Below are 14,981 nucleotides of genomic sequence, written 5' to 3' on the forward strand. Positions count from 1 at the left end.
CAGTTCCAACGTCCTCGACATGTCGTGCTTGTAGTTCCGGCGGATCGAACCAGGCCATTTCTCTGGGTTACCTCTCTTGACTCCGGGCATCCTGCCCTCCGCCCTACGGGCCGGCTCCGCCGTTCGCCGCCGCTCCTGCGGCGGCGTGGGCCAGCAAAGAGAGGTAACGCGGGCGCCGGCAGGCGTCCGAAACCGCATTGTTCCTTGCGGGCAGGCGTCCGAAACCGCCTTGTCCCCAACGGCAGGGCACCCGAAACCGCTTTGTTACCTGTGGCAGGCACCCGCAACCGTTTCATCGCTTGCGAGAGCGCACAGGCAAAGGCCCCATAAGGCCAGTCCACTCACCCGCAATCGCACAAAGAAAAAGGGCGCCCGCAGGCGCCCCTTTCACATGCCCCGATGGCACCGCCTCAGTTCGGCAACGCCAAGTCGTCCAGCAGCGCCTTCAGGAAGCGCGCCGCCTCGCCCCCGGTGGCCGCGCGATGGTCGAACGTCAGCGAGATCGGCATGCGGCGATGCACCTCGATGCCGCCCATCACCGCCACCACGTCGTGGCACAGCTTGCCGGCGCCGACGATGGCGACGGTCGGCGGCACCACCACCGGGGTGGCGTAGCGGCCGGCGAACATGCCGAAGTTCGAGAGGCTGATGGTGTAGCCCGACAGCTCCGACGGCGGGATGGAGCGGTCTTCCACCGACGCGCGCAGGCGCTTGATCGCGGCGCGGATGCCGGCGCCGTCGAGCACGTCGGCGTTGCGCAGGGCCGGCACGAACAGGCCGTCCTCGGTGTCCACGGCGATGCCGATGTCCACCTGCGGGTGCAGGGTGCGGCTGAGGTTCTTGCCGTCGAACCAGGCGTTGAGCGCCGGCACGGCCTTGCAGGCGGCGACGATGGCGCGGATCAGGCGGGCGGTGATGTCCTGCTTGCCGATCCAGGCATGGAGGTCCGCATCGTCGACCAGCGTGGTGGGCACCACCTGCGCGTGGGCGTCGGCCATCACGCGCGCCATGTTGCGGCGCACGCCCTTGAGCTGCTCCGGCTGACCGCTGGCCTGCACGCTCGGCGGCGCAGTGCGCACCGGCTTGCCGGCCAGCGACACGGCCGTGCGCGACGGCGCCGGGCCGGGTTCGGGCAGTTCCGGCGCCAGGTGGCGGCCGGCAGAGGCCGGCACGGCGCGGGCCGGGGCGGCGCCCAGCGGCGCGCTGCCGCTGGCAGCGGCGTCCTTGACGTCCTGCATGGTGACCACGCCGTCGGCGCCGCTGGGGTGCACGCGGGCGAGGTCGACCTTGAGCTTCTTCGCCAGCGCGCGCACCGCGGGCACCGCCTTCACGCCGCCGATGCTGGCGGCCTGCTCGACATGCACGGTGTTGCCGCTGACCATCGCGCCGACCACGGTGCCTTCGTCCTCGCGGTCGGCGGTGGCGGCCTTGGCTGCGGGCGCGGGAGCCGGCGCCGGAGCGGGCGCCTCGGCCTTCTTGGGGCCGTGGTGGTGGCCGGTGGCCTCGGCCTCGGCGCGCTGCTTGGCGTTCGGGTCGGGCTCGAAGTCGGCCAGCGCGGCACCGGTCTCGATGATGTCGCCGGGCGCGCCGCGCAGCTTCTTCACGGTGCCGGTGTAGGGCGACGGCACGTCGACCACCGCCTTGGCGGTTTCCATCGAGCACAGCGGCGCGTCGAGCTTGATGTAGTCGCCTTCCTTCACGTGCCACTCGACGATGGTGGCGTCGGGCAGGCCTTCGCCGAGGTCGGGCAGGTGGAATGTCTTGATGTCGGCCATGAGTGAGCTTCCAAGGTTTTGAGTTTTCTCCCTCTCCCCGTCGGGGAGAGGGCTGGGGTGAGGGGACGGGGCTTGCCTTGAACCTCATCGAAACCCGCTTCGATGCGCCCTGCGGCAAGCATGTCCCCCCATCCACCCCTCCGGGGCACCTTCTCCCCGGCGGGGAGAAGGAATTACGAAACTGCCAGTGTGCGCCTGGCGGCGTCGACGATGCGCTCCACGCTGGGCAGGTACTTCATTTCCAGGCGGAACAGCGGGATGTGGGTGTCGGGGCCGGTGACGCGCTCGACCGGTGCGAGCAGGTCGTACAGGCATTCCTCGGCGACGCGCGCGGCGATCTCGGCGCCGAAGCCGGCGGTCTTCGGGGCCTCGTGCACGATCACGCAGCGGCCGGTCTTCTGCACCGATTCGGCGATGGTGTCGAAGTCGAGCGGGGTGAGCGTGGCGACGTCGATGACCTCGGCGCTGATGCCCTGCCTGGCGAGCTCGTCGGCGGCTTCCAGCGTTTCCTTCACCTGGGCGCCCCAGGTCACCAGGGTCACGTCGGTGCCGTCGCGCAGCACGAAGCACACGTCGAGCGGCAGCGCCTCGCCGTCGTCGGGCACCTCTTCCTTGTACTGGCGGTAGATGCGCTTGGGTTCGAGGAAGATCACCGGATCGGGGTCGCGGATCGCGGCCAGCAGCAGGCCGTAGGCGCGCGCGGGCGAGGAGGGCAGCACCACGCGCAGGCCGGGGATGTTGGTGAACAGGTGCTCGTTCGCCTCGGAGTGGTGCTCCGGCGCGCGGATGCCGCCGCCCCACGGCGCGCGCCACACGGCCGGCACGGTGAGGCGGCCGCGGGTGCGGTTGCGCATACGCGCGGCGTGGCAGGCGATCTGCTCCATCATCGGGTAGATGAAGCCTTCGAACTGCGCCTCGGCCACCGGCTTCATGCCCTGCACGGCCATGCCCACGGTGACGCCGGCGATGGTGGTTTCGTCCAGCGGCGTGTCGATCACGCGCAGCTCGCCGAACTTTTCCTGCAGGCCCTGGGTGGCGCGGAATACGCCGCCGTTGACGCCCACGTCCTCGCCCAGCACCACGACGCTGGAATCGTGGGCCATTTCGTAGGCGAGCGCCTGGGTGACGGCCTCGATGAGAGTGATCTGTGCCATGACTCAGTGACCCTTGGTTTCGAGCGAAAGGACGTAATCGCGCTGCTTGGCGAGATCGGCGGGGAGTTCGGCGAACGTGTAGTCGAACATCGCCGTCACCGGCTGCGTCTTGGTCTCGAGGTAGGCGTTCACCTCGTTGTCCATCCACTCGTCGCACTCGGCCTTCCAGGCCTCTTCCTTGGCGTCGTCCCACACGCCCTTGGCCACCAGCCAGGCGCGCAGGCGCTTCATCGGCTCCTTTGCCCAGGCGTCCTTCACTTCCTGCTCGCCGCGGTAGCGGCGGGCGTCGTCGGCGGTGGTGTGGTCGCCGAGGCGGTAGGTCACGGCCTCGACCACGCTGCCGCCTTTGCCGTTGCGGGCGCGCTCCAGCGCGTCCTCCATCGCCTTGCGCACGGCGATGATGTCGTTGCCGTCCACCTGGATGCAGTGCAGGCCCGCGGCGATGCCCTTCTGTGCCAGCGTGGGCGCGCCGGACTGGATCTTGCGCGGCACCGAGATCGCCCACTGGTTGTTGACGATCACCGCCACCAGCGGCAGGTTCTGCGCGCCGGCGATGTTGATGGCGCCGTAGAAGTCGCCCTTGGACGAGCCGCCGTCGCCGATGGTGCACACCGCCACGCGCTTCTCGCCGCGGATCTTGAACGCCAGCGCGGAACCGGCGGCGTGCAGGCACTGCGTGGCGATCGGCACCGACCACGCGAAGTCGTGGCGGGCCGGCTCCTTCTGGTAATCGTTGCCGCGCTCGTCGCCGCCCCAGTACATGTACACCTCGCGCGGCTGCACGCCGCGGTAGAGCTGCGCGCCGTACTCGCGGTAGCTGGGCGCCAGCACGTCCTCGGGCTTCATGGCGCTGCCGATGCCGACGTGGGCGGCCTCGTGGCCCAGGCAGCTGGCGTAGGTGCCCAGCTTGCCGGTGCGCTGCAGCGCCACCGACTTGGCGTCGAACACGCGCGTCGACATCATCAGCTTGTAGAGCTCGACCATGTGGTCGAGATCCTTGGCGAAGGCGGGCAGATCCTTGCGAACCTGCTTGCCCTCGGCATCGAGGTATTGCAAGTATTCGATTTCGAACTTGGCGGCGATGGACACGACTCGCTCCCGTTTGGACGAATGGGGAAGTGGGGGCGGCGGCCCATCCAGTGGGGCCTGGCGCGCGAAGATCCCTTGCCGGACGATCGCCGTGGCGACCAAAACGGCCGGGAAAAGCCGTACATAGATAGCAGGCAGGGATGTTGCGTCGCAAGGTACGCCGCAGCATGCGGGCGGGTACGGCGGGCCGCAAAAAATGACGCCATGGCCGCGCCTGTGGGCCACGCGCCGTCAGCGGTTACCATGCACGCTTTCGACAGCCGCGATCGACCATGACGGACAACCAGCGCGAGCTCGAGGCGGGCATCGAGCGCGACCTTTCGGGGCGCATGACCTATGCCGGCTACCTGCACCTGGACACCCTGCTGTCCGCGCAGCGGCCCGTGTCCGATCCGCCGTACCACGACGAGATGCTGTTCATCGTGCAGCACCACGTGGCCGAGCTGTGGCTGAAGCTCGTGATCCACGAGCTGCGCGCGGCACTGGAATTCATCCGTGGCGACCGCATCGATCCCTGCCTCAAGGTGCTGGCGCGGGTGAAGCAGATCCAGCGCCAGCTGTTCGAGCAGTGGGCAGTGCTGGAGACGATGACGCCGCACGAGTACCTGGCCTTCCGCGATGCGCTGGGGCCCTCGTCCGGCTTCCAGAGCGCGCAGTACCGCACGGTGGAGTTCCTGCTCGGCAACAAGAACGCCGACATGCTGGCGGTGTTCGCGCACGATGCGGCGATCCAGGCGGGGCTGCGCGCCACGCTGGAGGCGCCCGGACTGTACGACGAGGTGCTGCGCTGGCTGGCGCGGCGCGGCCACGCGGTGCCGCCAGCCGTGCTGGCGCGCGACGTGACGCAGCCGTGGCAGTTCCGCGAGGAACTGCTGCCGGTGTTCCGCCGCATCTACGAGGCGCCGGAAACGTTCTGGGCCGAGTTCCATCTGTGCGAGACGCTGGTGGACATCGAGGAGAGTTTCCAGCTCTGGCGTTTCCGCCACATGAAGGCGGTGGAGCGCATCATCGGCCATCGCCGCGGCACTGGCGGCTCCTCCGGCGTGGGCTTCCTGAAGAAGGCGCTGGAGTTGTCGTTCTTTCCCGAGTTGCTCGACGTGCGCACGGTGCTGGGCACGTGAGGGGTGATCTTTGCGATCATCCCTGATCGCGAAGATCACACGGGCGGTCGTCCGTGGCCGCACTTTTCGAGATCTTTGCGATCATCCCTGATCGCGGGATCACACGGGCGGTCGTCCGTGGTCGCACTTTTCGAGATCTTTGCGATCATCCCTGATCGCGGGATCACACGGGCGGCCATCCATGGCCGCACTTTTCATAACATCCACTCACGCGCCACCGACTACGGGGGGACTTCATGAGCCAGACCATCGAGGCCGGCATCGCACCGGACTATCCGCAGCTGCTCGGCCATCCACGGCCGCTGTGGATGCTGTTCATGACCGAGTTCTGGGAGCGTTTCGCGTTCTACAGCGTGAGCTGGGCGCTGGCGCTGTACATCGTGGCGCAGTTCTACCACGGCGACAGCTCGGGCCAGGCCTGGGCCAGTGCGATCTTCGGCGCGTACACCGCGCTGATCTACGGCACCGGCATCTTCGGCGGCTGGGTGGCGGACAAGTTGATCGGCTACCAGCGCACCATCCTGCTCGGCGCCGCGGTGATGGCGGCAGGATTGTTCGTGCTGGCCGTGCCCGAGCGCATGATGCTGCTGCTCGGCCTCGCGCTGGTGATCGTGGGCGACGGCCTGTTCAAGCCGAACATCTCCTCGATGGTGGGCCAGCTCTATGGCCGCGACGACCCGCGCCGCGACCGCGGCTTCACGCTGTTCTACATGGGCATCAACGCGGGCGCGCTGGTGGCGCCGCTGCTCACCGGCTGGATGGCCGCGCATTTCACCGGCACGTCGCTCGAGCAGAACTACCGGCTGGTGTTCCTCGCCGCGGGCGTGGGCATGCTGCTGAGCCTGCTGTGGTTCTGGTTCGGCCGCCGGCAGCTGAAGGGCGTGGGCCGGCCGCTGCCCGGTGCGGAAAGCCGGCTGCGCGTGCTGTGGGTGTTCGCGGGCGTGATCGTGGCGGTGCCGGTGGTGTACTGGCTGCTTTCCGGCATCGGCGCCACCGGCCTGCAGTGGGTGCTGGGCCTGCTGTTCGTGGTGGTGGCGGCGATGCTGCTGGTGGAGGCGGCGCGGCACGGCCGCGTGCAGACGCACCGGGTGATCGCGATGCTGATCATCTTCGCGTTCAACGTGCTGTTCTGGATGTTCTATTACCAGCTCGGTACCACGTTCAACTTCCTCGCCGAGAACCTGGTGGACCGCCGGATGTTCGGCGGCTGGTTGTTCCCGGTGGGCTGGTTCCAGTCGGTGAGCCCGCTGTCGATCATCGTGTTCGCGCCGCTGGTGGCGCTGGTGTGGGGCTGGCTGGACAAGCGCCGCATGGAGCCGTCGATCCCGCGCAAGTTCGGCTTCGGCCTGCTCTTCAACGCGCTGGGTTTCCTGGTGCTGGTGTATGCGCTGTCGAGGTTGCTGGGCGCCGACGGATTGATCCCGTTCTGGCCGCTGGTGATGTGCTACGTGATGCAGACGCTGGGCGAGCTCTGCCTGTCGCCGATCGGCCTGTCGATGGTGACCAAGCTGGCGCCGCCGCGGCTGGTGGGCTTCGCGATGGGCGGCTGGTTCCTCTCGCTGGCGGTGGGAGGCAACCTTTCCGGCCTGTTCGCCAGCCGCATCACCGGCGCGCACGGCCTCACCGCCGCCGCGGCATTGAGCGGCTTCACGTTCAGCTTCTGGCTGCTGCTGGGCGCGGGCGTGCTGCTGCTGGCCATCGCACCCTTGGTGAACCGCCTCATGCACGGGGTGAAGTGACAGGCCATGCTTGGCCCGACGCAGAGCGGACGCCAGCGCCCGCTCTGCGGAGCCACGATAAGGCTGCGCCTGATCGTGGCGAGTCCCGGCAGGGCAGGAGCCCTGTCCGGGATATCGATAAAGGCGCTCGTCAGCTTTTCGCCGCGTCCTGCGGCATCAGCTTGTCCAGTATCCGTCGCAGCCACGCCTGCTCCTCGCCATCCAGCCGCCCCAGCAGCTCGCGCTCCCGCTGCCGCGCCATCGGCGCCACGTCGTCGTGGATCTTCCAGCCGGCGGCCGTGAGGCCCAGCACCGAGCGGCGCTTGTCGCTGGCGTGGATGTGGCGGCGCACCCGGCCGGCGGCGACCAGCCGCGCCAGCGCGCGGCTCACCGCCACCTTGTCCATCGCGGTGCGCTCGGCCACCTCGCGCGCGGACAGCCCGTCGAAACGGGCCAGCACCGCCAGCACCCGCCATTCGGTGACGCCGAGGTCGTGGCGTGCCTGGTAGTCGTCGGCAATCGCCTGGCTGACGGTGTTCGACACGATCGACAGCTGGTAGGGCACGAAGCGCTCCAGTTCCAGCGGCGCGTGGTCGGGATGGCGTGCGGCGGGCATGCTGCGGGGTTCCTTGCAAGTGGTTACATTTGAAACAATAATCGCGGTGCTCGTCCGTGGTCGTGAAGATCGCAAGGGCGGCCACCCATGGCTGCGGCGTGGTTCGTGCGGTCATCCATGACCCCGACAATCGAGCGCGCCGTCCATGGCTGCACTTTTCACCAAGAGCACGCATCACGTTAGCGCGCGCTGTGCGAAAAGCATTCAGTGACGCGGTTTGCCTTCCCCATCGTAGCCCGTCGGAGAAATCGCATGACAGCCCAGCCCAACCTCGGCATGCAGGTCACCACGTTCGAGAACCCGATGGGGATCAACGGCTTCGAATTCGTGGAATTCGCCGCCCCGGCCGGCCGTGCCGGCGAGCTGCACGCGCTGTTCCGGCGGATGGGCTTCAGCGCGGTGCTGCGGCACCGGAGCCGCCCGATCACCGTGTACCGCCAGAACGACGTGAATTTCCTCGTCAACGAGGCCCCGGATTCCTTCGCCGCCGACTTCGCCGCCAGGCACGGCCCCTGCGCCTGCGGCTTCGCGATCCGCTTCCGCAAGCCGGCGAAGGAAGTCTTCGACGCCGTGCTCGCCAACGGCGGCGAGGCGGTGGGCGACAAGGCCGACAGCAAGGCCGTGGACGCGCCGGTGGTGAAGGGCATCGGCGACTGCATGCTGTACCTGGTGGACCGCTACGGCGACAAGGGCAGCATCTACGACGGCGACTACGAGCCGGTGGCGGGGGCGGCGCAGAACCCGAAGGGTTTCGGCCTCACCTTCATCGACCACCTCACGCACAACCTCTACTTCGGCAACATGCAGAAGTGGTCGGACTACTACGAGAAGCTGTTCAACTTCCGCGAGATCCGCTACTTCGACATCAAGGGCGCCAAGACCGGCCTGGTCTCGAAGGCGATGACCGCGCCGGACGGCATCGTGCGCATCCCGCTCAACGAATCGACCGACCCGAAGAGCCAGATCAACGAATACCTCGACGCGTACAAGGGCGAGGGTATCCAGCACATCGCCTGCTTCACCGACAACATCTACGACACGGTGGAAGCGATGCGCGCGCAGGGCGTGGAGTTCCTCGACACGCCGGACACCTATTTCGACGTGGTGGACCTGCGCATCCCTGACAACGGCGAGGACGTGCCGCGCCTGCGCAGGAACAAGATCCTGATCGACGCCGACCCGGAAACCAAGAAGCGCCTGCTGCTGCAGATCTTCACCCAGAACTGCGTCGGCCCGATCTTCTTCGAGATCATCCAGCGCAAGGGCAACGAAGGCTTCGGCGAAGGCAACTTCCAGGCGCTGTTCGAGTCGATCGAACGCGACCAGATGAAGCGCGGGGTGCTGTGATTCTTGAGCCCCTCTCCCGTCGGGAGAGGGGTTGGGGTGAGGGTACGGCCATGCAGGGAGCCATCAAGCCGCCGTTGCCGAGCAGAACGCGAAGTCATGCGCGCGATCTCGGGCAAACCTCCACGGACGCGGAACAGCGGCTTTGGTACCACCTGCGCGGCGGTCGCTTGAACGGCCTGAAGTTTCGCCGCCAACATCCCATTCCGTCCTACATCGTGGATTTCTATTGCGAAGCGAAGCAATTGGTCGTGGAACTGGATGGTTCGCAGCATGATGAGGCAGTCGATCTGGCGCGCACGCGCTTTCTCGAATCTTGCGGTCTGACGGTTTTGCGTTACTGGGACAACGACGTCCTGCAACAGACGGATGCGGTGCTCGAGGCCATCCTCGGCGCCGCGGGAAACCGAACCCTCACCCCAACCCATCTCCCGCCGGGAGAGGGGCTTGAAGGCAAACAGCGATGAGCGGGAAGCACTCTCTCCAATACCAATCCGGCTTCGGCAACGAATTCGCCACCGAGGCGATCCCCGGCGTGCTGCCGGCGGGCCAGAACTCGCCGCAACGCGTGGCGCATGGCCTGTACGCCGAGCAGCTCTCCGGCACCGCGTTCACCGCGCCGCGCCATGCGAACCGCCGCAGCTGGCTGTACCGCATCCGCCCGGCGGCGGTGCACCGCCCGTTCGAGGCGCTGGCGCACGCCACCTTCCACAACCGCTTCGACGAGGCGCCGGCCACGCCGAACCAGCTGCGCTGGGATCCCTTGCCGATGCCCGCACAGCCGGCCGATTTCCTCGACGGCCTGGTCACCGTGGCCGGCAACGGCGGCGCGGCGGAGCAGGGCGGCATCGGCATCCACCTGTACGCGGCCAACCGCCCGATGGAAGGGCGCTACTTCTACGATGCCGACGGCGAGCTGTTGATCGTGCCGCAACAGGGGCGCCTGCGCCTTGCCACCGAGCTGGGCGTGCTCGAGATCGAGCCGCAGGAGATCGCGGTGATCCCGCGCGGCGTGCGCTTCCGGGTGGAGCTTCCCGACGGCGAGGCGCGCGGCTACGTCTGCGAGAACTTCGGCGCGCAACTGCGCCTGCCCGAACTGGGTCCGATCGGCTCGAACTGCCTCGCCAACGCGCGCGACTTCCTCGTGCCGGTGGCGGCCTGGGAGGATGTGGAAGGCGATTTCCGCCTGATCGCCAAGTTCCAGGGCAGCCTGTGGCAGGCCGGGATCGGCCACTCGCCGCTGGACGTGGTGGCGTGGCATGGCAACTACGCGCCGTACAAGTACGACCTGCGCCGCTTCAACACGATCGGTTCGATCAGCTACGACCATCCCGATCCGTCGATCTTCACCGTGCTCACCTCGGCCAGCGACACGCCCGGCACGGCCAACATGGATTTCGCGATCTTCCCGCCGCGCTGGCTGGTGGCGCAGCACACCTTCCGGCCGCCGTGGTTCCACCGCAACGTGGCGAGCGAGTTCATGGGCCTGATCACCGGCGTGTACGACGCCAAGGCCGAAGGCTTCGTGCCCGGTGGCGCCAGCCTGCACAACTGCATGAGCGGGCATGGCCCGGATGCCGCCACGTTCGAGAAGGCCTCCAGTGCGGATCTGTCGAAGGCCGACGTCATCACCGGCACCATGGCCTTCATGTTCGAAACGCGCAAGGTGATCCGTCCCGCGCGCCAGGCGCTGGAGTCCCCGCAGCTGCAGAAGAACTACCACGAATGCTGGCAGGACCTCCGCAAGCATTTCGACCCGTCGCGCGCATGAGCCGCATCGCACTGGAGCACACGCAATGAAGCTTGGAAGTCTGAAAGAGGGCGGCCGCGACGGCACCCTGGTCGTGGTCAGCCGCGACCTGCAGCACGCGGTGAAGGCCGCCGGCGTCGCCGCCACCCTGCAGGCCGCGCTGGACGACTGGTCGAACGCCGCGCCGCGGCTCAACGCGCTGTCGGATGCGCTCAATGCCGGCACCGCCGAAGGCGCCTTCGCTCTGGACATGGCGCAGCTCGCCGCGCCGCTGCCGCGCGCCTACGAATTCGTGGACGGCTCGGCCTACCTGCCGCACGTCGAGCGCGTGCGCAAGGCGCGTGGCGCCGAGGTGCCGGCGTCGTTCTACACCGATCCGCTGATGTACCAGGCCACCAGCGCCGGCTTCCTCGGCCCGCGCGACGAGGTGGTGGTGCCCAGCGAGGACTACGGCATCGACCTCGAAGCGGAGGTGGTGGTGGTCACCGACGACGTGCCGATGGCGGCCACGCCGGAGCAGGCCGCCGCGCACATCCAGCTCGTGGGCCTGGTCAACGACGTGAGCCTGCGCGGGCTGATCCCGGGCGAACTCGCCAAGGGCTTCGGCTTCCTGCAGTCGAAGCCGCGCTCGGCGCTGTCGCCGGTGTTCGTCACGCCGGACGAGCTGGGCGAGGCCTGGCAGGGCGAGAAGCTGCACCTGCCGATGCGTACCTGGCTCAACGGCCGGTGGTTCGGCGAAGCCGAGTGCGGCGTGGACATGCAGTTCAGCTTCGCCCAGCTGGTGGCCCACGCGGCGAAGACGCGCCCGCTCACCGCCGGCACCATCGTCGGCTCCGGCACCATCGCCAACCAGGACACCGGCAAGGGCGCCTCCTGCCTCGCCGAGCAGCGCACGGTGGAGACGCTGCGCGACGGCAAGCCCTCGACGCCGTTCCTGAAGTACGGCGACACGCTGCGCATCGACGTCACCGATCGGGCCGGCGCCTCGATATTCGGCGCGATCGAGCAGCGCATCGCGCCGCTGGTGCGCTGAGCGCGGCACGAGGGATGCGCCGGCCTGCGTGGCGGCGCACACTGGGTGCCTTCATCCCGACGCGAGGTGCGCCATGCATCGCAGCCGTCTCTGCGCCCTGGTACTGGACTGTTTGAGCCTGTTCGCGGTCTCCCCATAGCCCGCGCTGCCGCATGGCGGCCACGGCAAGGCAACCCGCAGGGCCGGGTCTGTTTGCCCGCATGCCTGCATCATCACTCGGTCGTGGACGGACGTCCACTCCCTCCTTCTTCCTTGGCCTGCAGACAAACAGCTCCCGGCGCGGACCATAGGGAGACCGCGAACAGGCCCACAGGTCGACGACCTGGGCGATGCCGCGAGGTTCTGGAGCGCGGCGCTGGGCAAGCCGGTCGCCTCGCTCGACCAGGACGGCGACGGCCGCTACGCCGAGCTGCGCACGGCCGACGACGAGCCGCCGATCCTGCTGCAGAAGGTCGAGCACGAGAGCCGCGTGCACCTGGACATCGAGACCGACGACCTCGAGGCCGAGGCTGCGCGGCTGGAGCGCCCCGGCGCGAAGCGCATCGCGTTCGTGCACGAGCGCTGGTGGGTGATGGAAGCGCCCAGCGGCCAGCGTTTCTGCATCGTGCGTCGGCAGCGCGACGCGTTCGGGCCGCACCTCAACCGCTGGGATTGAGAGCCAGGGCTCTGGTTCAGATGCCGAAACGGTAGTCCAGCTTCACCAGCAGCTGCTCGTCGTCGCGCAGCGAGAAGCTCTGCTCGAACATGCGGCGCACGCCGTTGTCCTGCACGTAGTCGTCCATTGCGTAGCCGCCGCGCGCATACACCACGTACAGGTAGGACAACGGCGCGAGCTGGTAGCGATAGCGGATCTGCAGCCCCATGTTGCGCACGCCCAGGTTGCCCACCGGGTCGCTGCTGGCAACCGCGCGACCGTTGCCGGCGACGCGGTAGGCACCGCGGATGTGCGCATCCAGCCCGAGCCCCTCCAGCTTCATGCGCAGCTCCTGCCGGCTGCCGATGCTCCAGTCGAACCCGGCCAGCAGTTCGAGCGTGTGTTCGTCGTAGCGGCCGATCAGGTTGTCGTGCTGCCACACCAGCCAGTCGGGCTGGTGCTCGTAGTAGGGGCCGGCATACAGGTTGAAGTTGTCGCTGGGGTAGAACGTCGGGATGAACTCCACGTCGTAGCCGACGCTGCGGTTGCCGGCCAATCCGCCGCTCAGCGATTCCGCGATCAGCTTGTAGGCCAGCGCGCCGTGCCGCGGTGTCACGTACTTGTAGAACAGGTCGAAGGTCGGCGGCAGGAACAGCGCGCCGTGGCCGCGGGTCAGCAGGTCGTCCCATGCCGCACTGTTGACGTTGAGCTGCACCTCTTCGGTGGCGCCGTTGCGCAGATTGCTGTCGCGCAACACGCGGAACTGCCGCCGCAGGTTCAACCCGTGCGTATTGTCGAGCGCGTCCACGCGCACGTGCCAGTCGTGCGAGCTGTAGATCGAGCCGGGCGACAGGTCGGTGTCGCGCTTGCGCACCTCCCAGTGCGCGTAGTTCAGGTCGTTGCGCTCCAGGTAGCCGAAGTCGTTCACCTGCAGGCGGCTGCCGAAATGCATGCCTGCCCACTCCTGGCGCCAGCCGCCGCCCATGTCGTAGTCGACCAGCGTGGTGGCGCCCTCGCCCTGACTGTGCGTGCCGTTCTGCAGGATGTCGCTGCCGACCACACTGGTCGCGATGGTCAGCTGCGGCGTCGGGCGCCAGTGGTGGTCGACGCCGAGCACGGTGGCGTCGCGGTCCAGCCATGGCCGGTCCACACGGGTCAGCATCAGGCCGAGGCTCTGCGTGCCGAAGTCGTGCACGAGCCGCGCGGCGCCGAAGAAGCGGCCGGCCGCGCCGCCTTCGTCGGCGACCAGCACGCCGTAGCCGGTGGCGCCCACGCTGCCGTTGACCTTCACCGCCGCGTCGATGGGGCTGGCGCCGTGGCCGTCGTCGGCGGGGCCGCCCACGCGGCGCGTGTAGACCAGCTGGCTGTTGTCGTCGAGCAGGCTGAAATCGAAGATGCCCTGGTTCTCGGTGAAGAACGGTCGCTTGTCGCTGACGTAGGTTTCGGTGGCGCCGAAGTTCACCACCAGGTCGTCGCTTTCCACCTGGCCGAAGTCGGGGTTCAGCGTGGCGGTGAGCTGGAACTGGCCGTTCGGCTTCCAGAAGATGTCGGCGCCTTCGGTGAGATGGCTGCGCCCGCGCACGTTGTCGTACAGGCCCGACACGTAGGGCGTGACCGCCAGCAGCGACTGGTGGTAGCGCGGGATGCTGACGCGCCGGAAGTCGGACAGGAAGCGCGCCTGCTGGTAGCTGGCCACCGGCCACGCATCGCGCTCGCCGGTGGCGGCGACCACGCGGTCCAGGTAGAGGCCGATGACGCGCTTGCCGTCGTGGCGGTGGCGCATCGGCGCGGTGTACCAGGGCACCAGGATCTCCACCGTCCAGCCTTGCGCGTCGTGGCTCGCCACGGATCGCCAGAGGCCGTCCCAGTCCTTGTTGAACTTGTTCTCGTTGGTGACCACGGCATCGTAGACGCCGCCGCTGTAGCTGACCGTGAAGTTGTAGCCGGTGCGGCCGTCGCCGTTGAAGTCGACGATCAGGTTCACCCGGTCCACCTGGTCCTCGAAATCGCGCTGCATCTGCTGCGTGCTGCGCGGCACGCCCGGCGGCTGGGTGCAGCGGAACGCCACCGCCAGCCCCTGCGGCGTGGCCAGCACCCAGGCCTCGGTGGGCAGCGTGGCCAGCTTGCCGGTGAGCGGCTGGGTCTGGCGGAAGTCGGTGACGTGCAGCGCGCCCCGCCATTCGTCGGGATGGATATGGCCATCCATCGTCACCGCGAAGGCCGGCGACGACAGCGAAACGAGGACGATCAGCAGCAGGCATGCCAGGCGCATGTCGGGGAAATCCGCATCGGTTGGCGCGCGTGGGGAGTGCGCGCACCAGGCGAGGATTCGCCCGGCAATCTGATGCGCAGCTTGCGCCTGGGGTTTGGCCGTACGCGACGGCCGGAAGTCACGCTTCCGGCGGTGGCGCCGGCGGCAGGCGGCGCCACAGGCGCGCCCGCAGCGGCAAGGCCAGCGCCAGCACGCCGGCGAAGGCGCCGTAGCCGCACAGCGCCGGCAGGACCTGCTGCCAGATCGCGCCGCTGGCGCGCAGCCCGGCTTCGTCGGGCGCAGGCAGCGGCACCGCGTCGAAGCCGGCGAGGCCGGCGGCGACTGCCGCGGAGAACGCCAGCAGCAGCACCAGCGTGTCGAACAGCCGCCGCGTCGTCGTGCGCGGCAGCGACTTCGGGTAGCTCGCGTAGGCCCAGCCGAGGATCAGCAGCCACGGGGCGAGCAGCAGCAGGGCGAGGTAGCGCATCGGGAGCCC

13 protein-coding genes are annotated in these 14,981 nt (G+C 68.4%); 7 read left to right on the forward strand and 6 right to left on the reverse strand.

Going from position 1 to position 14,981, the window contains the following annotated elements:
* Positions 1-410: 410 nt before the first annotated feature.
* The 3 genes from ACQGNW_RS09310 to pdhA form a co-directional block, all read right to left on the reverse strand.
* Positions 411-1,775 carry a dihydrolipoamide acetyltransferase family protein gene (locus ACQGNW_RS09310; RefSeq protein ID WP_426662867.1) on the reverse strand — a complete coding sequence of 455 codons (1,365 nt, stop codon included), beginning with the start codon at positions 1,773-1,775 and terminating at the stop codon, positions 411-413.
* A 173-nt stretch (positions 1,776-1,948) separates the two neighbouring features.
* A complete protein-coding gene (locus ACQGNW_RS09315) occupies positions 1,949-2,929 on the reverse strand; it encodes an alpha-ketoacid dehydrogenase subunit beta (RefSeq protein ID WP_426662868.1) in 981 nt (326 codons plus the stop codon).
* A 3-nt stretch (positions 2,930-2,932) separates the two neighbouring features.
* Positions 2,933-4,018: a pyruvate dehydrogenase (acetyl-transferring) E1 component subunit alpha gene (pdhA, locus tag ACQGNW_RS09320; protein WP_426662869.1), complete on the reverse strand. Its 1,086-nt coding sequence runs from the start codon at positions 4,016-4,018 to the stop codon at positions 2,933-2,935.
* A gap of 272 nt (positions 4,019-4,290) precedes the next feature.
* On the opposite strand from pdhA, the gene ACQGNW_RS09325 reads away from it, so the two are divergent.
* Entirely contained in the window at positions 4,291-5,139 is an 849-nt protein-coding gene (locus ACQGNW_RS09325; RefSeq protein ID WP_426662870.1) for a tryptophan 2,3-dioxygenase, read from the forward strand.
* Positions 5,140-5,375: 236 nt separating this feature from the next.
* Positions 5,376-6,878, forward strand: a complete 1,503-nt coding sequence (locus ACQGNW_RS09330) for a peptide MFS transporter (protein WP_426662871.1) — start codon at positions 5,376-5,378, stop codon at positions 6,876-6,878.
* Positions 6,879-7,008: 130 nt separating this feature from the next.
* On the opposite strand, the gene ACQGNW_RS09335 is transcribed toward ACQGNW_RS09330, so the two are convergent.
* The gene (locus ACQGNW_RS09335) at positions 7,009-7,473 is read right to left on the reverse strand and encodes a MarR family winged helix-turn-helix transcriptional regulator (RefSeq protein ID WP_426662872.1); all 465 of its coding nucleotides are present in this window, start codon (positions 7,471-7,473) and stop codon (positions 7,009-7,011) included.
* Between the two features lie 252 nt (positions 7,474-7,725).
* Here ACQGNW_RS09335 and hppD point away from each other — a divergent pair, with 252 nt between their 5' ends.
* The 5 genes from hppD (at position 7,726) to ACQGNW_RS09360 (ending at position 12,255) form a co-directional block, all read left to right on the forward strand.
* Entirely contained in the window at positions 7,726-8,820 is a 1,095-nt protein-coding gene (gene hppD, locus ACQGNW_RS09340; protein WP_426662873.1) for a 4-hydroxyphenylpyruvate dioxygenase, read from the forward strand.
* 50 nt (positions 8,821-8,870) lie between these two features.
* Positions 8,871-9,284 carry an endonuclease domain-containing protein gene (locus ACQGNW_RS09345; protein ID WP_426662874.1) on the forward strand — a complete coding sequence of 138 codons (414 nt, stop codon included), beginning with the start codon at positions 8,871-8,873 and terminating at the stop codon, positions 9,282-9,284.
* Positions 9,281-10,588, forward strand: coding sequence for a homogentisate 1,2-dioxygenase (gene hmgA, locus ACQGNW_RS09350; protein WP_426662875.1), 1,308 nt, complete (start codon positions 9,281-9,283; stop codon positions 10,586-10,588). Before ACQGNW_RS09345 ends, hmgA begins: the two co-directional genes overlap by 4 nt.
* Positions 10,589-10,613: 25 nt before the next feature.
* Positions 10,614-11,600, forward strand: coding sequence for a fumarylacetoacetate hydrolase family protein (locus tag ACQGNW_RS09355; protein WP_426662876.1), 987 nt, complete (start codon positions 10,614-10,616; stop codon positions 11,598-11,600).
* A gap of 286 nt (positions 11,601-11,886) precedes the next feature.
* On the forward strand, positions 11,887-12,255 hold the full coding sequence (locus ACQGNW_RS09360; RefSeq protein WP_426663642.1) for a VOC family protein: 369 nt from the start codon (positions 11,887-11,889) through the stop codon (positions 12,253-12,255).
* A 16-nt stretch (positions 12,256-12,271) separates the two neighbouring features.
* On the opposite strand, the gene ACQGNW_RS09365 is transcribed toward ACQGNW_RS09360, so the two are convergent.
* Both ACQGNW_RS09365 and ACQGNW_RS09370 read right to left on the reverse strand, forming a co-directional pair.
* The gene (locus ACQGNW_RS09365; protein ID WP_426662877.1) at positions 12,272-14,506 is read right to left on the reverse strand and encodes a DUF5916 domain-containing protein; all 2,235 of its coding nucleotides are present in this window, start codon (positions 14,504-14,506) and stop codon (positions 12,272-12,274) included.
* Positions 14,507-14,624: 118 nt separating this feature from the next.
* Positions 14,625-14,972 carry a hypothetical protein gene (locus ACQGNW_RS09370; protein ID WP_426662878.1) on the reverse strand — a complete coding sequence of 116 codons (348 nt, stop codon included), beginning with the start codon at positions 14,970-14,972 and terminating at the stop codon, positions 14,625-14,627.
* Positions 14,973-14,981 lie beyond the last annotated feature (9 nt).

The organism is Rhodanobacter aciditrophus (assembly GCF_050026795.1).
GTDB lineage: Bacteria > Pseudomonadota > Gammaproteobacteria > Xanthomonadales > Rhodanobacteraceae > Rhodanobacter_A.